General features: G+C 53.5%; 16 protein-coding genes. 7 read left to right on the forward strand and 9 right to left on the reverse strand.

Annotation, left to right across the window (positions count from 1 at the left end; translation table 11 throughout):
* Positions 1-111 precede the first annotated feature (111 nt).
* The 5 genes from alaS to aspS form a co-directional block, all read right to left on the reverse strand.
* Complete coding sequence (alaS, locus tag H924_RS07800; protein ID WP_015651418.1) at positions 112-2,778, reverse strand: alanine--tRNA ligase; 2,667 nt, start codon at positions 2,776-2,778, stop codon at positions 112-114.
* Between the two features lie 114 nt (positions 2,779-2,892).
* Positions 2,893-4,287, reverse strand: coding sequence for a replication-associated recombination protein A (locus H924_RS07805; protein ID WP_015651419.1), 1,395 nt, complete (start codon positions 4,285-4,287; stop codon positions 2,893-2,895).
* Positions 4,288-4,368: 81 nt separating this feature from the next.
* Complete coding sequence (locus H924_RS07810) at positions 4,369-5,946, reverse strand: HNH endonuclease signature motif containing protein (RefSeq protein WP_015651420.1); 1,578 nt, start codon at positions 5,944-5,946, stop codon at positions 4,369-4,371.
* Positions 5,947-6,156: 210 nt separating this feature from the next.
* Positions 6,157-7,356 (reverse strand): phosphotransferase, encoded by a 1,200-nt coding sequence (locus H924_RS07815; RefSeq protein ID WP_015651421.1) that lies wholly within the window; start codon positions 7,354-7,356, stop codon positions 6,157-6,159.
* 156 nt (positions 7,357-7,512) lie between these two features.
* Complete coding sequence (gene aspS / locus H924_RS07820) at positions 7,513-9,309, reverse strand: aspartate--tRNA ligase (RefSeq protein ID WP_015651422.1); 1,797 nt, start codon at positions 9,307-9,309, stop codon at positions 7,513-7,515.
* Positions 9,310-9,611: 302 nt separating this feature from the next.
* Between aspS and ypfJ the strand changes: the two genes are divergently transcribed.
* Entirely contained in the window at positions 9,612-10,499 is an 888-nt protein-coding gene (ypfJ, locus tag H924_RS07825; protein WP_015651423.1) for a KPN_02809 family neutral zinc metallopeptidase, read from the forward strand.
* Between the two features lie 51 nt (positions 10,500-10,550).
* Positions 10,551-11,513, forward strand: coding sequence for an FAD-dependent oxidoreductase (locus H924_RS07830; RefSeq protein WP_015651424.1), 963 nt, complete (start codon positions 10,551-10,553; stop codon positions 11,511-11,513).
* Here the strand turns inward: H924_RS07830 and H924_RS07835 are convergent.
* From H924_RS07835 to H924_RS07845, 3 genes are all read right to left on the reverse strand, one after another.
* Entirely contained in the window at positions 11,506-14,148 is a 2,643-nt protein-coding gene (locus tag H924_RS07835) for a DEAD/DEAH box helicase (protein WP_015651425.1), read from the reverse strand. The genes H924_RS07830 and H924_RS07835 overlap by 8 nt on opposite strands.
* A gap of 65 nt (positions 14,149-14,213) precedes the next feature.
* Complete coding sequence (locus H924_RS07840; RefSeq protein ID WP_015651426.1) at positions 14,214-16,073, reverse strand: YhgE/Pip domain-containing protein; 1,860 nt, start codon at positions 16,071-16,073, stop codon at positions 14,214-14,216.
* Positions 16,073-16,750: a hypothetical protein gene (locus tag H924_RS07845; RefSeq protein ID WP_015651427.1), complete on the reverse strand. Its 678-nt coding sequence runs from the start codon at positions 16,748-16,750 to the stop codon at positions 16,073-16,075. Before H924_RS07845 ends, H924_RS07840 begins: the two co-directional genes overlap by 1 nt.
* 114 nt (positions 16,751-16,864) lie before the next feature.
* Here H924_RS07845 and H924_RS07850 point away from each other — a divergent pair, with 114 nt between their 5' ends.
* The 5 genes from H924_RS07850 (at position 16,865) to H924_RS07870 (ending at position 21,618) form a co-directional block, all read left to right on the forward strand.
* The gene (locus H924_RS07850; protein ID WP_015651428.1) at positions 16,865-17,437 is read left to right on the forward strand and encodes a TetR/AcrR family transcriptional regulator; all 573 of its coding nucleotides are present in this window, start codon (positions 16,865-16,867) and stop codon (positions 17,435-17,437) included.
* Positions 17,438-17,461: 24 nt separating this feature from the next.
* Positions 17,462-18,178: a hypothetical protein gene (locus H924_RS07855; protein WP_015651429.1), complete on the forward strand. Its 717-nt coding sequence runs from the start codon at positions 17,462-17,464 to the stop codon at positions 18,176-18,178.
* Positions 18,179-18,282: 104 nt separating this feature from the next.
* Positions 18,283-19,404 (forward strand): CE1758 family FMN-dependent luciferase-like monooxygenase, encoded by a 1,122-nt coding sequence (locus tag H924_RS07860; RefSeq protein WP_015651430.1) that lies wholly within the window; start codon positions 18,283-18,285, stop codon positions 19,402-19,404.
* 9 nt (positions 19,405-19,413) lie between these two features.
* Entirely contained in the window at positions 19,414-20,100 is a 687-nt protein-coding gene (locus H924_RS07865; RefSeq protein WP_015651431.1) for an FMN reductase, read from the forward strand.
* A 168-nt stretch (positions 20,101-20,268) separates the two neighbouring features.
* The gene (locus tag H924_RS07870) at positions 20,269-21,618 is read left to right on the forward strand and encodes an L-serine ammonia-lyase (protein WP_015651432.1); all 1,350 of its coding nucleotides are present in this window, start codon (positions 20,269-20,271) and stop codon (positions 21,616-21,618) included.
* 40 nt (positions 21,619-21,658) lie between these two features.
* Here H924_RS07870 and hisS read toward each other — a convergent pair whose 3' ends face one another.
* Positions 21,659-22,948 carry a histidine--tRNA ligase gene (gene hisS / locus H924_RS07875; RefSeq protein WP_015651433.1) on the reverse strand — a complete coding sequence of 430 codons (1,290 nt, stop codon included), beginning with the start codon at positions 22,946-22,948 and terminating at the stop codon, positions 21,659-21,661.
* Between the last annotated feature and the right edge of the window lie 38 nt (positions 22,949-22,986).

Raw genomic sequence — 22,986 nt, forward strand, 5'->3', positions numbered from 1 at the left:
CACGCAACTGTGGCCTTTATCAAAACTATATAGAACCAATATCAAAACTATATAGAAAACCGGGGTCCTCTGGAAAGAGAACCCCGGTTTTAACCAGGCTCAAAGATGAGCTTAGAGGCCTTCAATTTCTGCGCGAACGGCAGCGAATCCGGCTTCCAGGCCAGCGATATTAGCGCCAGAGCCCTGTGCCAAATCAGCCTTTCCACCGCCACGGCCATCAATGTAGCCGCCAACCAGCTTGACCAAGTTGCCGGAATGAGCGCCACGCTCTACAGCAGCCTTGGTTGCAGCAACCACAAATGGAACCTTGTCGCCATCAGCGGAGGCCAAGACCAAAACGCCCTCACGAGCACCCAACTTATCCTTCAAGTTGGTTGCGATGGTGCGCAGATCGCCTGCGGAAGTACCATCCTTAACACGCAGCAACAAGGTGCTAACACCCTTAATATCCTGCGCATTATTCAACAGATCAGCGGTCTGAGCCATAAGCTGCTGACGGTGCAGTGCCTCAATTTCCTTCTCTGCTGCCTTGAGCTTGTCCACCAGCTGAGCAACGCGTTCTGGAAGTTCCTCGGAAGGAGCCTTCAGGGAGCTAGCCAAGCCTTCAGCCAGTGCACGTTCCTTGGAGAGGTAGTTGAAGGAGTTCAAACCGGAGTATGCCTCAATACGACGCACGCCTGAACCAACCGAAGCCTCACCAAGCAGCGCAACTGGGCCAATCTGAGAAGAATGTGACACGTGGGTACCACCACAAAGCTCCATGGAGAATGGTCCGCCGATTTCCACCATGCGCACAGTGCTGCCGTAGTTTTCACCGAAGAGCGCCATTGCACCCATAGCCTTAGCTTCCTCCAGGGAGGTCTCAATGGTGTGCACGGGCCAGTCGGTATCCACCGCTTCATTGGTGATGACCTGAATCTGCTCCAGTTGCGCAGGGGTGAGTGGCTCTGTGTAGTTAAAGTCGAAGCGCAGGTAGCCCGGCTTATTCATAGAACCTGCCTGCACTGCAGTCGGCCCCAGGACCTGACGCAGCGCCGCATGGATCAGGTGGGTTGCGGTGTGTGCCTGGCGTGCCGCATGGCGCCATTGCTTATCGACGGATGCAACGACCTTATCTCCAACTGCAAGGCCGCCATTCGCCACAACTGCCTTGTGGACCCACAGCTTCTTACCGATCTTCTGCACATCCTGGACATCCAACACAGTATCACCCATGAGGATCTGTCCGCGGTCACCCAGCTGTCCACCAGACTCTGCATAAAGTGGGGACTGATCCAAAATGACCTCAACCTCTTGGCCTTCTGCAGCCTCATTGATCTTGACGCCTTCAGAAAGCAAGCCCAATACCTTGGAATCCGACTCCAACTCGCTGAAACCGGTGAATACGGTTGGGTTATTGTCCACCCACTCGCGGTAGATAGACAGATCTGCGTGACCGTGCTTCTTAGCCTGGCTATCAGCCTTTGCGCGGGAGCGCTGTTCCGCCATGAGGGTTTCAAATCCCTCTACGTCAACCTTGAGGCCAGCTTCTGCCGCCATTTCCAGGGTCAAATCGATTGGGAATCCATAGGTATCGTGCAGCGCAAATGCCTGTGCACCTGCGACGGTGGCCGAACCTGCAGCCTTAATGCTCTCGGCAGCCTCTTCAAAGAGGTGAGTGCCGGAGACCAGAGTCTTCAAGAAAGCACGCTCTTCAGTGATAGCAACGCGGAGGATGCGCTCGCGGTTCTGCGCGATTTCGGGGTAAGAAGGAGTCATGGTGTCCATGATGGTGTTCATGAATTGCTCCATGGTCTCACCGGTTGCACCCAGCAGACGAGCAGAACGAATAATACGACGCAGCAAACGACGCAGGATGTAGCCACGGCCCTCATTGCCCGGGGTGACTCCATCAAGAATAAGCATCATGCCGGTACGGGAGTGATCAGCAATAACGCGGAAACGCACGTCAGCGGTGTTATCAGAACCGTAAGTAGTTCCGGTCAGAGCTTCTGCTACTTCGATAACTGGACGCAAAAGGTCAGTTTCATAGACGTTTTCCACGCCCTGCAGGATGCACGCTACGCGCTCGACACCCATACCGGTATCGATATTCTTCTTTGGCAGGTCGCCGACGATCTCGAAGTTATCCTTGCCGATACCAGCGCCGCGTTCCTTCTCCATGAAGACCAGGTTCCAGATCTCCAGGTAGCGGTTATCGTCTGCTTCTGGTCCGCCATCCTTACCGTACTTCTCACCACGGTCATAGTAGATCTCAGAGCAAGGTCCACAAGGCCCAGGGATACCCATGGACCAGTAGTTATCAGCCATTCCGAGGCGCTGAATGCGCTCTGCAGGAACACCAATCTTCTTTTCCCAGATCTCGGCTGCCTCATCATCGTCCAAGTAGACGGTAACCCAGAGTCGCTCCGGATCAAGGCCATAACCGCCATCTTCAACCTTGTCAGTCAACAAGGTCCAGGCGTGGGTAATTGCACCTTCCTTAAAGTACTGACCAAAGGAGAAGTTGCCGGCCATCTGGAAGAAGGTGTTGTGGCGGGTGGTGATGCCAACCTCTTCAATATCAAGAGTACGAACGCACTTCTGAATTGAGGTAGCGGTGCCATTTTCAAAAGGTGGGGTCTGCTGACCAAGGAAATATGGCTTGAATGGAACCATGCCTGCATTGACAAAGAGCAGGTTTGGGTCATCGAGAATCAACGACGCGCTTGGTACAGCCTGGTGACCGGCCTTAACGAAGTGATTAGTGAAGCGCTCCCTGATCTCATGGGTCTGCACAGCGGTATCCTGCCTTAGAACTTCTCGAATAGTTTCAGCGCACGCAAAATCGCACGCCGTTATTTGGACAAGAGTTAACTTTACCTGCCATGTCTACTTCATGAGCAACCCGGGCTATTTGCCACCCCGAATGATTCGTCGCAGCCTGCCAATAAACTCACTAATTCGCTTCTCACCACCATGTTCGCTGGGCTGATAATACACCCGGTCCCGCAGGTTTTCGGGCAGATAATCCTGGCGCACCACTCCCCTTGGATCATCATGCGGATAGACATATCCCACGGCATTCCCCAGCTTTTTTGCACCCTCATAATGCCCATCACGCAGGTGTGCTGGGACCGTACCGATATTTCCTTGTTTAATATCAGTCAAGGCGCTATCCATTGCCATTATCACCGCATTAGATTTTGGTGCCAACGCCAAATGAATGGTGGCCTGAGCCAGATTGATTCTTGCTTCTGGCATACCAATAAGTTGAACCGCTTGAGCTGCAGCAACAGCTACCTGTAGTGCCGTTGGGTCGGCCATCCCAATATCTTCACTGGAATGCACCACCAATCGTCGAGCGATAAACCGAGGATCCTCACCAGCATCGATCATGCGCGCTAGATAGTGCAGAGCGGCATCAACATCTGATCCTCTAATTGACTTAATCCAGGCGCTCACCACGTCATAGTGCTGATCACCATCACGGTCATAACGCACAATTGCGCGGTTAACGTTTTCTTTAACGGTGGTGAGATCAAGCTCTTCCCCATCAGCCACAGCTTCTGCTGCTGCTTCAATATAGGTAAGACCGCGCCGAGCATCTCCACCAGCAAGCAGTACCAGCTGATCGATTGCCTCCGCGCTGGCGGTGATGCGCCCTGCGAGCCCGCGCTCGTCGATAAGCGATCTTTCCAGCAGGGTCTTGATTGCCTCTTCAGTAAGTGGCTCCAACTGCAGGATCAGCGATCGTGACAGTAACGGCGCAACCACTGAGAATGAGGGATTTTCAGTGGTCGCCGCCAGTAGCAACACCGTCCGGTTTTCGACGGCAGAGAGCAGTGCATCCTGTTGAGTTTTGGAGAAACGGTGTACCTCATCGATAAATAGCACTGTTTTTTGACCCAATTGCAGGTCCGTGCGAGCCCGTTCAATCACCGAGCGAACTTCCTTCACCCCCGAGGACAGCGCGGACATCGCCACAAAGCGATCACCAGCTGCTGCAGAAATCAACGAAGCGATCGTAGTTTTTCCAGTTCCGGGTGGCCCATAAAGAATGACGGAGGCTTCTCCGCTACCTTCAATAAGTCTGCGCAGCGGCCGACCAGGTCCTAGAAGATGCTGCTGCCCGACAACTTCATCAAGGGTACGAGGCCGCATTCGCGCAGCTAATGGAGCATGCCCACCCGGATGGAAATATTGATCAGCTGCTTTTGGGCTTCGCCACCCTACCGAGCCGGAATTTCCCGCTTGTTCTGAGGTGTCTGAAGCTTCGGGTGTTTCAAAGAGCGAATCCTGGGCCATATTGGTCAGGTTAGTCCCTTCTTGCGTGTGACTTCGAACCAGGTACAACAGCCGCCCAGCCAAAAATTGTGGTGGGCATGGTTATAAGCCCAGTGCAGACCCCCACACCAGGCACCACCAACCACACACACCCACCTCCCCAAACAACCCCAACTGCCCCCCACCCGGCGGATCCGGCGGATCAGGAACATCCGACATACCCGGCGGATCAGGTGGATCAGGCAGATCCCCTTCCCTCAACTTCTGATGCTTCGCCCGCGCCCACGCACCACCCGACAACCCAGCTGCAACACCATCATTAAACACCACCCCACCACCAACAACCCGCCGCCCCACACGACCCGTCACCTCATCACGAACCATAAACCCCTTCCCATTAACCCCACCACGAGAATCATCATTACGCGGATGATCCCCAAAACACTGCGGCGTCAAATTCACCACATCCGTCAACCCACCACGCACCCACGGATCTACATGATGAATCTCACAATCAATCAACGCCCGCGAACACCCAGGAGCAGAACACACCAACTCCGACGCCAACAACGCCACCTTCTGCTCCAACGACGCCGACCGACTCATCCGACCCAAATGCAACGCCCGACCAGACTCACCATCCAACACCACCCCAAAGTCATACTTCGCAGCCCCCAACAACAACACCTCACCCAACGTCAACCCAAACCCCGTATTCGTCGGATACCGATGCCCCAACCCCCGCTTTTCCACCAACTCCACATCATCAGTAGTCATCGACACCACAATGCTGCCAATCCCACGACGCCCCTTGACCGTAAAACCCTGATGAAAACGCTCAAACACATAATGCACCGCATCAGCCAACCGCTGACCAGCACTACGACCATCCAACTCCACATCCCCACCAACCAAACTGCCCTTCGTCGACAACGGCGCACACGCAGCCTTCATCAACGCCGCCGTCGCAGATGGCACCAACCCCGAAATACGCACCAACCCATCAGCATCAGCCTTACTAAAAGCAACATAACGGTGAGCCATCGCCGCTACCGGATCAGGAGCTATCCCATTGGCTTTGACCACCTGATCACGCACCCACAACCCCAGATCATCCACCCCACGCCACTTCGCCTGACTAACAGCCTGCGCAAACAACACCTCACGAGAATCCACCGCCACCCCAGACAGTCTGTCTAACTCACGGTTAATCACCACCAACCGATCAGGACTGACCACCACCGATCCTGAACGATGAGAGCCGATAACCTCAGCCACCACATCCACCTCAGGAACAGACACCGCGGGCGCATCACCATCGGCCACCTCAGCCTCAGCATCAACCACCGGCAAAGCCTCTACGACAGCGGGTTTATCCTGCGGGAACAATGACTTACCCAACGCCACCCTGTTAAACGCCTCTACGCGTGACACTCCTAAACGCTCAACGAGATAATCAGTGGTTTTTGCAGACCCCACCCTCGTGCCGGCGTGGGCTAGTTCAGCCATCACAGCCACCGCAGCGTTAATCACCCCACGTTGGTTAAACACATGTTCCAACCGCACAAGGTCTGCTTCGTTGTCATTAAATACCTGTGCTGACAGGTCAGTGGATAAGGCGGTGATGATGGCTTTGATATGGGTGTCTAATGCATCAACGTGGTGTGTTAATGACGCCATCATCTCCCCCTTTGGTGTTTGTGTGTTCCCCGTGGTTTTCTGCTTCTTATTTTAGTGGCTCATGTGTTCGATAGCAATAGTGGTTGCGAACATTTTTTCGAACCTTAAACCAGAACTTTAGACACCACCCAAACCCTCAAAAAATAAGTAAACCCCTGGTCATTAGCCTAAACCAATAACCAGGGGCACATTCGCCATAAAACCAAACAGCTAATCCCGCGCAGCGATTGCTTTGATTACATCGTCAGCAAAGCGTGCAACTTCTGGAAAACGGGGATCCATGCCACGGGCTGCAAATCTCTGCAAGGCTTCAAAGGTTTCACCGAGGTCGCGACGACCCAACTGATCTCCATCCAGAGCATGAGGGGCGGTGTATTCTTCCAATTGCTCAAAATCCAAGGTCGTGATTCCGTCCTCGGAAGTGCGCAAAAAATTGACCACGGAAGAAATCGAACCCAGCTTCATCAAGGCAATGCTGGAAAGCGCCCAGCCAATCAATGCGGTGACAACTCGGGCCTGCAAACGCTCTTCATTGTTGACATTGGGCCAAATGCCTCGAACTTCTTGCACCCAAGAATCAATAAGCTCATCGGCTTCATCGTCAGTAATTGGATGACTGAAAATAAATTGCGGGAAACCGGCGATAACACTTGCAATATCAAAGGTCGCATCACGGAACCCAGCCACCTCATAGTCCAAAAAGTGGGTTTTTTCAGCGACGATAATATTGTCAGGTGAAAGATCAAAAGGCGTAAATGCGCGGTGACGGCCTGAGATGAGGCGTCGTTTAGCATCGCGCGCAAAGTCATTAACTACCGCCGGGATCTTAATTCCGGCATCTTCAAGAACCTTTGCTCCGACATCAATTGCTGCTGGCAGCAACCTATCGCGCTGTTTTTGCATGGTTGCGGTAGCTGGATAACGGGCCAGCATGCGCGCCATCAGCACATCAAAGTCGGCTTCACGGTCTGCGGTTGCAGCATGCAAACTACCCAAGGACTGGCCGAGGTTGCGCAAAATTTGCATGCGCTGATCGCCAGTGCGTTGCTCCAAAAGCTCGGCAAAGGTATCGCCATTGCCTGAATCTGAAAGCACGATAATCCGCTTATCAATGTCATAAGCCAAAATAACGGGTCCGGGCCGCACGTCTTCAGTTAATGAGGTGGTGAATTGATAAGAAACAACCTCGCGAACCAACGCGGAATCATCAAAAACATCGCCAGTTGCTGGCACATATTTCAAAATGACGGAGCGCTGTTGTAAAAAGGGAGAATTGGCCACGCGCGCCCGCAGGACGGTGGCAGTGCTCGACCCACCCAATTGCTCAATCTCAGAAAGCGTTTGGGTTCCGCCATAGCGTTTCGTCAACAGCATTTCGGCAATTCCAACGATTTCTTCGTGGCTTAGCATGGGTTTCGTCTCCTTCTATGTCCACTTAATACAGCTAGACCTTTTTCTATGGTACAGATCACCCAACAAAGCGGGGGTGATATAGGTTACTTCACCCCCGCTGGTTGGCCGGGTACCGTGGGTGCCAGGCGGCGTCGAAAAGCGCTTTTCGACGTCTTATTGCTCGGATTCAGCTGCCTTCTTAGGCTTCGCGTCAATTCCGGCTTCCTTACGCTGCTGCGGAGTAATCGCTGCAGGTGCGTCGGTCAGTGGATCAATTCCACCGCCGGACTTAGGGAAGGCAATGACGTCGCGGATGGATTCAAATCCACCTAGCAGAGACACAATGCGGTCCCAACCAAATGCGATTCCGCCGTGAGGAGGAGCGCCGAAGGCGAAGGCATCAAGCAAGAAGCCGAACTTTTCACGAGCTTCTTCACCGGTAATTCCCATTACTTCAAATACGCGCTCCTGAACAGCACGCTGGTGGATACGGATGGATCCACCACCAATCTCATTGCCGTTGCAGACGATGTCATAAGCATAAGCCAGAGCCTCACCTGGGTTCTTATCGAAAGTATCGAGGAACTCAGGCTTTGGAGAGGTGAATGCATGGTGCACTGCGGTCCACTTGGAGTGGCCCAACGCAACATCGCCGGAGGCAGTTGCATCTGCAGCAGGCTCGAACATTGGAGCATCAACGACCCAGGTGAAAGCCCAGTCGCCTTCCTTGATCAGGTCCAGCTTCTTAGCGATCTCGCCACGAGCTGCACCCAAAAGCGCACGGGAAGACTTGGTCTCACCAGCAGCGAAGAAGATGCAGTCGCCTGGCTTAGCGCCAACGTGCGCAGCAATGCCAGCGCGCTCTTCTTCGGTGATGTTCTTAGCAACTGGTCCGGACAGCTCGCCGTCTTCGCCAACAAGAATATATGCCAGGCCCTTAGCGCCGCGCTGCTTTGCCCATTCCTGCCAAGCATCCAGCTGGCGACGTGGCTGGGAAGCACCACCCTCCATGACAACTGCGCCAACATACTCATTCTTGAACACACGGAAAGAGGTGTCCTTGAAGAAGTCAGTGCACTCGGTGATCTCAATATCAAAGCGCAGGTCTGGCTTATCAGAGCCGAAACGGCGCATCGCATCTGCGTAGGTGATACGTGGGATGGGAGTCTTGATCTCATAGCCGATCAGCTTCCACACTGCAGAGATGACTTCTTCAGCCAGAGCGATAACATCATCCTGGTCAACGAAGGACATTTCCACATCCAGCTGAGTGAACTCAGGCTGGCGGTCTGCACGGAAATCCTCATCGCGGTAACAACGAGCGATCTGGTAGTAACGCTCCATGCCTGCAACCTGCAGCAACTGCTTAAAAAGCTGTGGAGACTGTGGCAAAGCGTAGAAGGTACCTGGACGCAAACGAGCGGGCACCAAGAAGTCACGTGCACCTTCTGGGGTCGAGCGAGTCAAGGTTGGGGTCTCGATTTCGGTGAAATCGTGGCTATCCAAGACAGTACGAGCTGCCTTGTTAGCTGCAGAACGCAAACGCAGAGCGTTGGCTTGCACTGGACGACGCAGATCCAGGTAGCGGTACTTTAGGCGAGTCTCTTCGCCGACCTCACCAGCAGAGGAAGAATCCTCAATCTGGAATGGCAGTGGAGCAGATTCGTTGAGGACCTCAAAGTCGGTAACGCTAACTTCAATATCACCGGAAGCGAGGTTAGGGTTCTGGGAACCTTCAGGACGCTCTTCGACAACGCCGGTAACCTTGAGAACAAACTCGCTGCGCAGTGCGTGTGCACGCTCAGCAACGTCCTCATTGCGGAAAACTACCTGGGCGATTCCGGTGCGGTCACGAAGATCGATGAAGATCACGCCACCGTGGTCACGGCGACGGTTAACCCAGCCAGTCAGGGTTACTGACTGGCCTGCGTTTTCTTTACGAAGCTCGCCAGAGAGATGAGTGCGCAGCACGTTGTTGGAAGTCCTTCCACTTGAGAATGTCAGTCGATGGTTTCTGATTCAGGCCCGGGCCGATCCATAGATCACCCACAGATTATCCACGGATCACCCAAGGATTTCTCCCGGGCGCACGCGACAAAAGGCATGCAAACTGCCCAGAAACAGGCAACACTGGCATTGTACCCGCCCGCGCCCGCCCCTAGAACTATTAGGACAACTAAAAGAACCCGCAGCTGTGGCCAAAATGTATAAGCTCTACCAATTTGTTATGCTCAATCCCCGCTATTCCCTGTTTATTGTGTAATGATTTCCTCATGACTTTTCGTGACGATGTAACCCGTTCCGGCGGAAATGCCCGCAAAGGTGGCGGCGGTAAAGGTATGGCCATGGGCGGCGGCATCGGTGGCCTATTGCTGGTAGGCCTCTTCATCCTGCTCGGTGGCGACCCCGGCCAGGTGGATGACCTGCTCGGCGGCAGCACGGATCAAAGCCAAGTTGAATCCGCTCCAGGCTCTGGCTTTACAGAATGCAAAACCGGAGCAGATGCCAATGCCAATGATGACTGTCGCCTCTATTACACCTCATTCTCAGTTAATGAGACCTGGGCGTCTATCCTGCCCGCCCAGGCAAATATTCAGTACGTCGAACCTACGTTGACCATTTTTGAAGGTGGCACAAACACTGGTTGTGGCGCTGCATCATCCGCAACTGGACCTTTCTACTGCCCAAGCGATCAAAATGCCTATTTTGACACCAGCTTCTTCCAGCAGATGGAACAATTCGGTGGCGAAAACGCTCCGCTTGCACAGATGTACATCGTGGCTCATGAGTATGGCCACCACATCCAAAACCTCGAAGGCACTCTGGGTCTGTCTGACTACAACAACCCCGGCGAGGATTCCAATGCGGTGAAGATTGAGCTGCAGGCTGACTGCTACGCCGGCGTGTGGGCAAGCTACGCCGACAAGGGCGAAAACGCCATGCTCGAGCCGATTAGTGATGCACAACTCGATGACGCTCTCACCACAGCGGCTGCCGTGGGCGATGACAATATCCAGAAGCAATCCGGTGGAGAGGTCAACCCTGAAAGCTGGACTCACGGTTCTTCTGAACAGCGCAAGGCATCCTTCTTGGACGGCTATAACACTGGCCAGATGAGTTCCTGCGATTACCTTGGCCGCAACGCCTACCAAAACAGCTAAGACGCTTTTTGACGAACCCCCGCCCCAACAATTTAGGTGAATAATGGGCTTATGACCTATGAAGCACTCATTGTTGGCGGCGGGCAATCTGGTTTAGCGACGGCCTACTATCTTTTAAGAGCTGGCGTAGACACCCTGGTTCTTGATGATCAGCCCGAACCCGGTGGTGCTTGGCTGCATGTATGGCCTTCAATAACTCTCTTTTCCACCGCGGAGTTTTCAAACCTTCCAGGCTGGCCCATGCCAGCCTTTGATGGCTTCCCCAACTCTGAGCACGTGGTTAATTACCTCACTGCCTATGAAATGCGCTATTCCATTCCTGTGGAAAGGCCTGTTCGAGTAACCAAAGTTAGCCAGGATGGTCAAGCTTTTAGAGTTGACTCCCCCACCAAAAGCTACAGCGCACAACATGTTATTGGCGCCACCGGAACCTGGTCTGCACCTTTTATCCCAAGCTTCCCCGGCACTTTCACAGGCACCCAATGGCATGCCTCCACTTACCGTGGCATCGCAGAATTTCGTGGCTCCTCAGTTGCCGTGGTGGGCGCCGCAAACTCCGCTGCCCAAATCGCTGCTGAGCTAAGCTCCGTTGCTGATGTCACCTGGTATACCCGCCATGAACCTCGTTGGATGCCCGATGATATTGATGGCCGAGAGCTTTTTAGACGCAACCGCTTACGCGCTCTCGCCATTCAGCGAGGCGAGGAAGATCCCGGTGCAGACTCCAACTTGGGCGATATTGTCATGCTGCCCGAGGTCTTAAAAGCTCGCGATTCCGGCCGACTTAAAGCAACCCCGCTTTTTAAATCCCTCAATGAAGTCCACACTGATCACCTCATTTGGTGCACTGGTTTTAGGCCAGCTCTTAAACCTTTTAGAGGCACTGAAGGCATCCACTACGTGGGTTATGGAGACTGGGTTGGGCCAGGCGCTGCCACCATCACCGGTGTTGGTCCTTATGCCAAAAGAGCGGCTGCAGCAATTGCCGCAACTGTGGGAAAACGGGTTAAGTAATGCCCAATCGCGCCCGCTCTGCGTCGATAATGCTGGCTGCCAATTGAGACTCGGTAATATCCACGGCATCGGGTACCTCGGCGGATTCTGAGAGTCGGGCATAAACGTCAAAGATTTCCTTTTTGCCAGCCAAGATCTCCAGCATTCTTTCATCGGCGGTTTCATCACCAATTAGGCGGTGTACCTGCACAGTCGCTGTTTGTCCCATGCGGTGCACACGAGCCACGGCCTGCTGTTCGATCGTGGGCTTAACCTGGGGTTCGCAAATAATGCACAAGGAAGCTGCTTGAATATTCAGCCCCACTCCACCGGCACTAATCTGCGCAATCAAAGCTGAACCCGCTGGAGCCTGGCTCAGTTCGTCGACAAGCTCTTGTCTTTTTAGGGCCGGCACCTCCCCAGAAATGCGGCCGACCACCCGGGCCCCGAGGTGTTTTTCCAGCTCGTCGAGGACATCGAGGAAGAAGGTGAAAATGAGCGCCTTGCGGCCGTGTTCTTCTGCCTCCTCTAGCAGTTCTTGGATGCGTGCCATTTTGGCGGATACGCCCTGTTCTGGTGGGCTAATCATGGCGACTCGGCGCATACCCATCCAATTTCCGGCGGCAACTTCTGCTTCATAAGCGGCGCGATCGGCTGGGGTTAGTTCAATCCAGTCGATTGAATCGGTGCGCTCTGGAAGTTCGTCAAGGACATCAGCTTGATTACGGCGCAAATAGGCTGGCGCAATGCGTCGCCTAAAATCCTCCGCACCCATGGTGGACATACCAGGCACGATGAGATCTGGCTGGATGTAATTGATGAGGTTAATAAACTCACCCACCCGATTCTCCAAGGGAGTGCCTGTCATCAAAAGCGCATATTCAGCATCCTTAACCAACTGAGCCAGCGCTTGGCTGCGTTTGGTGGCGGGATTCTTTATCAAATGCGCTTCATCAGCAATGATCAATCCCGGCGCGGGAATGTCCATGCTGCGGGCACCATCGTAGGTGCAGACCATAATTCCATTGCTTTTGCTCCAGGCACTAAGCGCCTCAGTTTTGGCATCACCATGGGCTACAAATACCGGCAAGTCACTAAAGCGGCGACATTCGCGCACCCAGTTAACAATCACAGAGGCCGGGACCACGACCAAAACTCGGAAATCATTTTTGGTGGCTACAAGGTGTGCCGCCACAGAAATTGCCTGCACCGTTTTACCCAGGCCCATGTCATCGCCAATTAAGACCTTTTCACGGACGAGGGCGAAACGTGCGCCATAAGACTGGTATCCACGCAGATGTAGATCTTTGATGTGGGTGGTATCCAATTTAAGCTCACGGATACGTTTGAGGGTATCCGCATCCAGCAGTTCCTCATCTGCCTCAAAATCGCGGCCCAAGAGGTTGGACAACAGAGCCTGGTAGTGCGCTGGGCGGGCGAGGTAGTCTTCCCACACGTCGGCAGCAGGTTCTGTGATGGATTGAGGATAGAAGAGATTGGGATTGGCATTGACCCAGTCCAGATCGGAACTAAATTGTTCCCAGATCCGAACTCCGCGGTCTGCTCCGCTGCCCACCACAATATAAGGCTGCGCGCTAGGAGTGATGTTTTGAACATAGTCAATAACCCGTGCCCGGCGCGCGCGTTCGTCTGGGCTTAGTGTTTCTGCCTGGCCAAATTTGCTCAAAATCTTGATGAGCTCCATGGCTGGAGGGGAAGGTTCGGTGCCGATAAAGGTGGTTTGCCTATTTAGTGCTTCGGTCTCCAGGGTTTGGGCTGCCGCTTTCATTCTTTGGGCAGTCTGTTCACCGATTCCAGAGACGGTGGTAAGCAAGGAAACATCGGCGCGCAGCACATCGGCCACGGTGGAAACCCGGATAGAATCTAAGGAACCAAAGCGCAATCGGTGGTCAGTTGCGGTGCGTAGCGCATCAACGGGCAGTTCTGCCATCAGGATCTGCACTCGACGCCTATTAAGTTCCTCGAGGCAGCGTTTGGCCTCGCCGTATAAGCGGAATTCTGAATTGGGATCTTGGGCATAGCGTTGGACTACCCGGCGCGCCTGCACAAGTGATTGTCCATCCCATTGTTGGAAGGCTGGATCAGATAACCCAAGGCTGGTGGCAAGAGCAGCGCGTGCGGATTCAAGATAGTGCTCGCCTAGTCCATGGACTCCGGGGAAAAGTTCCACGCCTTTTTGTTGGCGCTCACGCGCAAGGTCCGCCACTTCTAAAAGGCGTCCTACTTCCCTGCCAACTGGATCAGTTTCATCTAGTTTGACCATGAGGTCAAAGGCAGCCTGGTCACCAGCTTGAACCGCGGAAGGGCTAAAGAGCCTTTTAAGAAGTCCTCCTTGGCCAGCGCGTACCTGCTGTTGCAAACCAGGGATAACGGCAACTGATGCCACATAGGAGCTGAGTTTTTCCGGCGCTCCCAAGCCATCCAAAAAGAGTTGGATATAAAAATTTACCGGCCAGTTCACTGCTGTTGGCGCAAAAAGGTGCACAGCGGATTCCACATCACCAAAGGTGGTGGGGCTTTGCACACTGACTTGCCCCTGCGTCTGTAAAAGACGATGTAGCTGAGAGGCTGACTGTGCAGTGTTTAAAGCCTGCTGTGCACGACCAAGCAGGTTAGAAATCTGGGCGGTGTCCATGGCGTCGATTCTGCCATGTCCACCGCCCAGGTTTGCGTAATACCTAGGGAATACCTAGGGAATACCTAGATTTTCAGCTCTGGGTGATAATCCTTCATGCGAACCACCTTGTTCACGCGGTTGGCGATGGTGGAGATAATTAGCATCAAAGCCCAAATCAATGCCAAAACCCAAATTGCTTGCAGGAAGCGGGGATCGTCATTAGGGGTTTCATTGAAGATCATTTGGCGGATGAGGTTGACCGCATATGTGATGGGGTCATAGGTATGGAACCATTGGAAGAACTTTGCCTGAGTTTCCACGGGATATAGGCCACCAGATGCTACTAGCTGGAAAGACATCATCACGATGGAAAGCACACGCCCCACTGGTGCACCGCCCACGTTATTAAACATATGGGTGATGGAGATGAAGATCCAGGAGATAACCACCATGGCAATCCAGAGCCCGAGTGGGTGTGCTGGATTGAGGTCTAGCAGGTAGTTAAGAACTACCCACATGAGAGTTGCTTGTCCAAGTCCGAGCACCATTGCTGGCAGGTAGGTTGCCAAGGTGGCACGGAATCCACCGAGGCGGGAATCGATAGCGCGACGGCTATGTGGTCGCAGGATCATCCAGGATACTGTCGCTCCCATAAAGAGACCCACGCACATAAAGAATGGTGCCAGGCCAATGCCAAATAGTGGCAGAGTGTCACCTTGGTGCTCAGTTCCAACAGGGGTAGCAATAGTGGTTTCTGCTCCATCGGCGAAGGTTGGAAGTTTTTCCGCACCATCGCTGATTTTTAGGGCCAGCTCATTAGAGCCTTCATCGAGCTGCACGGTGCCATCACGGAGTGCTGTTGCACCGACAACAAGTTGTTCAGATCCGGCTGCTAGTTGGCTAGTGCCATCGGCAAGGGTGCGGGCACCTACGCTGAGCTGGCTGGAGCCATCTTTAAGTTGCTGCAGGCCGGAAGCAAGAGTCTGGGAGGCTGTTGCTGCATTATCAATGCCGGAGCGATAAGTGCTGGAAGGGTCTGAAAGCTGGGAAGCAATCGTGGCTGCTCCATCACGCAAGGTAATCAATTGGGTATTGATATCTGGTGCGAGAGCAGTCAGGGGTGCTACCTGGTCAACCAATTGGCTAACACCATCGGAAACTTGCGTGGCACCATTTCCCAATTCCTCGGTGCCGGCTTCTAGCTGGCTCATGCCATTAGCTAGGGTCTGGCTACCTGTAGCCGCCTCGCCGATCTTGCTATCGAGCTGGCTGACGCCGTCGGCAAGCGTTTGGGCTCCCTCGTTGGCCTGGTTGATGCCGTCATTGAGGGTGACTGCGCCGTCGGCAAGAGCAATGGCGCCATCATTGGCGGTGTTCATACCTTCGCTGAGCTGGGTGGCACCGTCGGCTGCCTGGGTCATGCCTTCATCGATGGTGGAAAATCCCACGAGCATATTGTCCACAATGCGCGCGCCGAACTCATTGTCCATGCTGTTGACAACGGTATTTACTACCTGGTTACCAAGCATGGAAGCAATAAAGCCATTGCTATTATCAAAAACAGCATTAACCGTGGCAGGTTGCGGGTTATCCGTTGCCACGCTGGCAATAGAATCGCTGAAGTTTTCCGGAATTTCGATACCAAAATAGTAGGTGCCATCATTGATGCCTGTGCGCGCTTCTTCGGCGCTGACTTCAATAAAGTTAATACTGTCCTGGTTGAGTAGGGTTTCAACTACCTGCGAGCCTGCATCAAGCTCACCCTTATCTTCATTGACCACTGCGACCGGCAACTTGGAGAGTCCGCCGATGGGGTCATAATATGCCCACACAAAAACGCCGCCAAAGAGCAGTGGCATCAACATGACCACCAAAAAGCCCAGGGGTGGCAGTTTTCCGCGGCCAAATCTTTTTAGTTCAGAACCAAAGTGAATGAGCGCCATTAGTTGGCCTCCTTGATGGACCTAGTTGATGCAGCGGAGTCGGTGATCGGCAGGTAGAAATCGGCGATGTCGTCAAAATCTGGGTTTGGCGAAACCACAACTACAGGCACACTTTCTGAAAGTTCTTTGAGGCTTTCCAAAATCTCGGCCCGCAAAGTCATGCTGCGTACCTGGTCAGGATCGTCCACAATCAAGGCTGCGGCCTGTGGTCGCGCCACCAAGCTCAGAGCAACGCGCAGCTTAAAACGCTCAACCACGCTCAACTCGCCCACCGCTTGGCTCGGATCAAGGTTTAAAGAAAGGTGCTTTGCGACGCTTACCCACTGCTCGTAGGTGTCAATGTTTCTGGGTGTGGGACGGTACCAGGGGCTGGCCCACGCGATTTGCTCGCGCACTACGGTGCGCACATTTACCAGACGTTCCAGGGAGTCAATCTCGGAGACTCCCGCGAGCGCAATATTTTTTGCAAGGGTGGATGTTTTTGCCGGCTGGCCAGCGAGTTCAATGCTTCCGGCTTTTGCCTTCATGCGTCCACTCAAAACCATGGAAAAGGAGCTGGCGTGGGATTCACGGCCAGTTTCTAGCAGAGTCAGCCCGCGGGCTGCTGGAATCTCAACATCGGCGAAGTCGGTATCGCGGATGGTGATTCCAAATGTTGTCAAAATTGGAGTGTTCATTTGTCTTCTTCCCTAAGTGGAGGGAACACTATCACTTAATGCTGTAATATCATACGGACTAACCAACCCCCGCTGTCAACCTGACATCGAAGTACCTGGAGGAGGCCCCAGTTTATGCGCACTGATGCACTTGTTCGGCGACAAAAAATCATCATGACCGCCTGCGAGCTTTATCGCAGCAAGCATCACGATTCATTGACCATGGAAAACATCGCGGAAAAGGCTGGAGTTGGCATTGCCACGCTTTATAGAAATTTCCCAGATCGCTTTTCTTTGGACATGGCCTGTGCGCAATTTCTTTTTGAGGGCGTCATTGGTTTAGAGGAAGAAGCCGTGGCTGCCTTTGACAACAATCCCCGCGAAGTCTGGATCTCCTTCAATAAGGCACTTATCGATAAAGGCCTAGGGTCCCTCGTGCCGGCCCTTGCACCTCGTAGCCTTGATGAACTTCCCCCCGAAGTTTCAGTGCTGCGTGAAAAAACTAAAGTGCTAACCGAGGCCCTTATTGAACATGGGAAAAAGCACAAGCTCGTACATGCAGACATCGATGCTCGCACTTATATTGTGGGCTTAATTACCGTCTCCCGAACTCCTTTGCCAGCACTTGCCGCTGTTACCGAGAACCTTTCCACCACCCTGCTTGGTATTTTCCTCGCGGGCCTAGAACACGGCGGCCAGCCGGTGTAGCCCAATCTCACTAAAGTCGGGCGTATGACTCCCAACATCGACCGAGCTACGCAATTCCTCGCAGCCTTTAACGATATTGAATCCCACCTAAGATTCCGCCTTAATGCCGATATCTCCGATTCTTTTCGGTGGATGGTGGGACAAGCTGCAAACCGGCGCCTCATCAATCCAGCCCAGGAAGAAGTCCTGAAGTCTTTTAGTGAGTTAAGAAACGCCATTAGCCACGGCACTTATCACAACAATAAGCCCATCGCGGACCCCCGACCAGACACCGTGGCCACCATTGAAAAGATCCGCGACGTACTACTTAATCCACCCCTAGCTTTAAAAGTTCTGCCAGCACAACAGGTAAAAATCTTCTATAGCAATAGCTCCATCGCCGAAGTCTTGGAGCTTATCCGCACCACTGAAATTTCCCAGTTCCCCATCTATCAAGATGGCGAATACCTCAGTTTGCTCACCACCAACACCATTGCCCGCTGGATTGCCGCTGACCTTAAAGACAACGCGAAGATCAACGCCAAGACAATCAAAGATGTATTGAGGTTTGCAGAAAGCTCAGATACTGCTGTCCTACTTCCTCGCTCCGCCACCGCCCAAGAGGTGGTAGATGCCCTAACTAGCCCCGAGCTGCCATGGTCAGTGATCATTACCGAAAACGGCACAAAGCACCAAAAGCCACTGCGTCTAATAACGGGTTGGGACCTCCGTCTCCTCCTTGAAAAGCTGGAAAACCCTTAATGTAATGCCTTTTTAATCATTTGTTGCACGCGTCAACAAAATGTTTTAGAATGGTGACATATCAACAAACTTTAGTTAGCAGCCTCCAGAAAGAAGCGCATATCATGCAATTCGGAATTTTCACCATCGGCGATGTCACCGTAGATCCCAACACCGGCAAGGCTCCCACTGAGGCCGAGCGCATTGAGGCAATGACTCAAATTGCCCTCAAGGCAGAAGAAGTTGGATTAGATGTTTTCGCCACCGGCGAGCACCACAACCCTCCCTTCGTTCCTTCTTCCCCAACCACTCACCTGGCTTATATCGCAGCAAAGACCGAAAAACTGCTGCTTTCCACCTCTACCACCCTGATCACCACCAATGACCCAGTGAAGATTGCCGAGGACTTCGCGTTCTTGCAGCACCTTTCCGGCGGCCGTGTTGATTTGATGATGGGACGCGGAAACACTGGCCCGGTTTACCCATGGTTTGGCAAGGATATCCGTCAGGGCATCCCACTAGCTATTGAGAACTACCACCTACTGCGTCGTTTGTGGCGTGAGGAAGTAGTGAACTGGCAGGGTAAGTTCCGCACTCCATTGCAGGGTTATACCTCTACCCCAGCTCCACTTGATGGTGTTGCGCCTTTCGTTTGGCACGGTTCCATCCGCTCCACCGAAATTGCAGAACAGGCAGCCTTCTACGGCGATGGCTTCTTCCACAACAACATTTTCTGGAACAAAGAGCACACCGCGCAAATGGTAAACCTCTACCGTCAGCGTTTTGAGTACTACGGCCATGGCCAAGCTGATCAGGCCATCGTTGGTCTGGGTGGACAGGCATTTATCGGCGACACCGAAGCAGAGGCCAAGAAGTTCTTCCGCCCTTACTTCGACAACGCTCCGGTTTATGGCCACGGCCCATCCATGGAGGACTTCACCCGCATGACACCACTGACCGTGGGTACTGCGGAACAAGTCATCGAGCGCACTATGGAATTTGCTGACTGGGTGGGCGATTACCAGCGCCAACTATTCTTGGTTGATCACGCCGGTCTGCCACTTGAGGTTGTCCTGGATCAGATCGAACGTCTGGGTCGCGATGTTGTTCCTGAGGTCCGCCGTCGCATGGAAGAGCGTCGCCCAGATCACGTTCCTTCCGATCCTCCAACCCACAGCTCCCTGTTGGCTAACCCAAATAGCCCACACTTCAAGGTAAACCCCGGCCAGCCATCCGATGAGAAATAAGGAGAGACAATGCGCAAGCTCACTGTAGTTACTGCAGGTCTATCCAATCCTTCAACCACTCGCTCTGTTGCTGATCAGCTCACCAAAGCAGTTAATGCTGCGGTGACTGCTCGTGGAGAAGCGCTAGACATCGAAGTTATTGAGATCCGCGATCTCATCTTTGATCTCTCTACCTCCTTCACCAGCGCCGGTATGAGCTCACCAGCACTTGACGCTGCCAAGGAACGCCTGGCTAACTCCGATGGTCTTATTGCGGTGACCCCAGTCTTCACCGCTAGCTATTCCGGCATCTTCAAGATGTTCTTTGATGTACTTGATCCCAAGACTATTGTGGGTCTGCCTACCATCATTGCGGCATCGGCTGGGTCAGCCCGTCACTCCCTCGTACTAGATCATGCCATTCGCCCGCTGTTTAACTACCTGCGAGCAGTGGTTGTCCCCACCGGTGTCTTTGCCGCCACCGAGGACTTTGGTACCGAAGCAGGTGCAGATTTTGAAAGGCGAGTTAATCGCGCAGCCGGCGAACTAGCAACCCTTATGCTGCAGGATTTCAGCAGCGTGGAGGGTCTAGGCGGCGCAACTGCCAATCAGGACGCGGATCTATCCTTCCGTCGCAATCGCCACACCGGCGTAACCCCTGGTGAGAACTTCAGCAGCTTCGCTGATCTTCTCAAAGGCCACGACGGCGCCAGCTAGAAACTGAACACAATGCCCGTCACCCCGTGTAAAAACACACAGGGTGGCGGGCATTTTTCACTTTCCGCGTGGGAAAACCACCTAAACAAAACTAGATGGCTAAAATCGGGCGAATCCTATTCAGTTCAAATTCTATTTTGCACCTAAAGTAAAGGCCCACCTTCAGCCATGGCAATTAGCGTTGTAGATCTTTTTAGTGTCGGTATCGGACCATCATCCTCCCATACCGTCGGCCCCATGCGAACGGCATTGGAGTTTATCAAGCACTCCCCCAGTGAGCATGTGGATATTGTGCTGCACGGTTCGCTGGCTGCAACAGGTAAAGGCCACAGCACAGATCGTGCGGTGTTATTGGGTCTGGTGGGATGGGAACCCACCACCGTGCCTATCGACGCGGCCCCCATCCCCGGCGCACCGATTCCAGCCGAGGGAACAGTCAGCGGTCCCCTCGGCACAATAAGTTATTCACTCACCTTTGATCCAACGCCTCTTAAAGAACATCCAAATGCAGTTACCTTCAAGGGCAGCAGCACCCGCACTTATCTTTCAGTGGGCGGTGGCTTCATTCTGAGCCTTGAGGAACTGCTAGATCGTGGACCGCTCGGCTCTGGTGCATCAACTGTTCACCCAGAAGTGGTTTTGACCAAACCTTTTAAAACTGCAGCCCAGTTACTCTCCTTTGAAGAAGACTTTGCAAAGGTCATGGAGGTTAATGAAACCGCCATTCATGGCGACATTAATAAGGTTTATGCGCACTTGGATCACGTATGGAAGATTATGCAGGACTGTGTGGCTCAAGGCATCGCAACTCCTGGCACCTTGCCTGGTGGGTTGAATGTCTCCCGGCGCGCGCCGATGGTGCATGACCTGGTCAAAGGTAAGCACAATATCGCATTGGGTTCTTCCCTCGACGCCATGGAGTGGGTCAACCTTTATGCCTTGGCTGTCAATGAGGAAAATGCTGCCGGTGGTCGCGTGGTTACCGCACCAACCAATGGTGCTGCCGGAATTATCCCGGCTGTCATGCATTATGCACGCGATTTCCTGGCCGGTTTTGATGGAGAAAAAGCTCGTATTTTCCTTATGACCGCAGGTGCAGTGGGCATTATCATCAAGGAAAATGCCTCAATTTCCGGCGCAGAAGTAGGATGCCAGGGTGAGGTTGGTTCTGCGTCCGCTATGGCAGCTGCCGGCCTTTGTGCGGTGCTAGGTGGAAATCCGCAGCAGGTGGAAAACGCCGCGGAGATCGCCTTGGAGCACAACTTGGGGCTTACCTGCGATCCAGTCGGCGGCTTGGTGCAGATTCCATGCATTGAGCGCAACGCTATTGGCGCGGTCAAAGCTATTAATGCCGCACGCCTGGCTCGTATCGGCGAGGGAAATAACCGCGTGAGCTTGGACGATGTAGTGGTGACCATGGCGGCTACGGGTCGCGACATGCTCACCAAATATAAGGAAACCTCCATGGGTGGTTTGGCAACCACCCTCGGTTTCCCCGTCAACTACACCGAGTGTTAGGGCGAGGGGCGCGTCGAAAAGCGCTTTTCGACGCAAACCTCTAGCTCTCTAGTTTGTCCTGCAAGAACTGCAAAACTCCATCAAGGGCAACATCGTACTGCTCATGCGCGCGCATGTTCTTGATAGCGATGGAGTCATTCTCCAGCTCCTGCTCGCCGAGCACGAGGGTGTAGAGCGCGCGGGAGCGATCAGCGCCCTTCATCGCGCCCTTTAGACCTCGGTCACCATAGGACATATCGGCAGAAATACCTGCCGCACGCAGCTGATTAATAACCACAGCTAGAACTTCCTTGGCTTCGGCGCCAAGTGCGACACCATAAACATCAACACGACGCTCAGCGCCTACGGTGACACCCTCGGCTTCCAAAGCAAGCAAAGTGCGATCCACACCGAGGCCGTAACCGATGCCGGAAAGGTCCTGTCCGCCAAGCTGTGCCATGAGGCCGTCATAACGACCACCACCACCGATGCCGGATTGTGCACCCAGGCCATCGTGAACAAACTCAAAACAGGTCTTGGTGTAGTAGTCAAGACCGCGCACCATGCGTGGGTTGACCTCATAAGGCACACCCATATCGTCCAGTAGACCGGTGACAGTCTCGAAGTGCTCGCGGCAATCCGCATCCAGGTGATCAAGCATCAATGGTGCATCCGCAGTCATTTCCTTGACCTCTGGGCGTTTATCATCAAGCACACGCAGTGGATTGAGCTCCGCACGCTTGCGAGTCTCCTCATCCAATGGCAAAGCAAAGAGGAAATCCTGCAGCTTCTGGCGGTAGGCCGGACGGCAGTTACGGTCACCAAGGCTGGTGAGCTCCAGACGGAAACCCTTTAGTCCGAGGCTGCGGTAGGAACGATCCGCCAAGGCAATGATCTCAGCATCTAGTGCTGGATCATCGATACCAATGGCCTCGACACCAACCTGCTGCAGCTGGCGGTAACGGCCAGCCTGTGGACGCTCATAACGGAAGAAAGGACCTGCATAGTTGAGCTTTACGGGAAGTTGACCGCGGTCCAAGCTGTGTTCAATAACTGCACGCATGACACCAGCGGTACCTTCTGGACGCAGGGTAACGGAACGATCACCGCGGTCAGCAAAGGTATACATTTCCTTGCTCACCACGTCGGTAGATTCACCAACGCCACGGGCAAAAAGTCCGGTGTCTTCAAAGATTGGCAGCTCAATGTGCTCAAAGCCAGCATTATGTGCCTGCTGAATAAAGTTATCGCGTACTGCTAGGAATGCAGCAGACTGTGGAGGGGTGTAATCAGGTACACCCTTAGGGGCAGTAAAGGGCTGAATCTTCTCGGACTTTTTCTGTTCACTCACGATTATTAACGATACCTATTCACTGTGTTGGTGTAGTA

The sequence above is a fragment of the Corynebacterium callunae DSM 20147 genome, from assembly GCF_000344785.1.
GTDB classification, from domain to species: Bacteria; Actinomycetota; Actinomycetes; order Mycobacteriales; family Mycobacteriaceae; genus Corynebacterium; species Corynebacterium callunae.

What these genes read in the sequence shown, in the direction of transcription:
- H924_RS07810 (WP_015651420.1), bottom strand. Translation starts at nt 5,946, where the DNA reads ATGGCGTCATTAACACACCACGTTGATGCATTAGACACCCATATCAAA.
- H924_RS07855 (WP_015651429.1), top strand. Translation starts at nt 17,462, where the DNA reads ATGACTCCCAACATCGACCGAGCTACGCAATTCCTCGCAGCCTTTAAC.
- H924_RS07860 (WP_015651430.1), top strand. Translation starts at nt 18,283, where the DNA reads ATGCAATTCGGAATTTTCACCATCGGCGATGTCACCGTAGATCCCAAC.
- ypfJ (WP_015651423.1), top strand. Translation starts at nt 9,612, where the DNA reads ATGACTTTTCGTGACGATGTAACCCGTTCCGGCGGAAATGCCCGCAAA.
- H924_RS07850 (WP_015651428.1), top strand. Translation starts at nt 16,865, where the DNA reads ATGCGCACTGATGCACTTGTTCGGCGACAAAAAATCATCATGACCGCC.
- H924_RS07835 (WP_015651425.1), bottom strand. Translation starts at nt 14,148, where the DNA reads ATGGACACCGCCCAGATTTCTAACCTGCTTGGTCGTGCACAGCAGGCT.
- H924_RS07840 (WP_015651426.1), bottom strand. Translation starts at nt 16,073, where the DNA reads ATGGCGCTCATTCACTTTGGTTCTGAACTAAAAAGATTTGGCCGCGGA.
- H924_RS07865 (WP_015651431.1), top strand. Translation starts at nt 19,414, where the DNA reads ATGCGCAAGCTCACTGTAGTTACTGCAGGTCTATCCAATCCTTCAACC.
- H924_RS07870 (WP_015651432.1), top strand. Translation starts at nt 20,269, where the DNA reads ATGGCAATTAGCGTTGTAGATCTTTTTAGTGTCGGTATCGGACCATCA.
- H924_RS07830 (WP_015651424.1), top strand. Translation starts at nt 10,551, where the DNA reads ATGACCTATGAAGCACTCATTGTTGGCGGCGGGCAATCTGGTTTAGCG.
- H924_RS07805 (WP_015651419.1), bottom strand. Translation starts at nt 4,287, where the DNA reads ATGGCCCAGGATTCGCTCTTTGAAACACCCGAAGCTTCAGACACCTCA.
- H924_RS07815 (WP_015651421.1), bottom strand. Translation starts at nt 7,356, where the DNA reads ATGCTAAGCCACGAAGAAATCGTTGGAATTGCCGAAATGCTGTTGACG.
- H924_RS07845 (WP_015651427.1), bottom strand. Translation starts at nt 16,750, where the DNA reads ATGAACACTCCAATTTTGACAACATTTGGAATCACCATCCGCGATACC.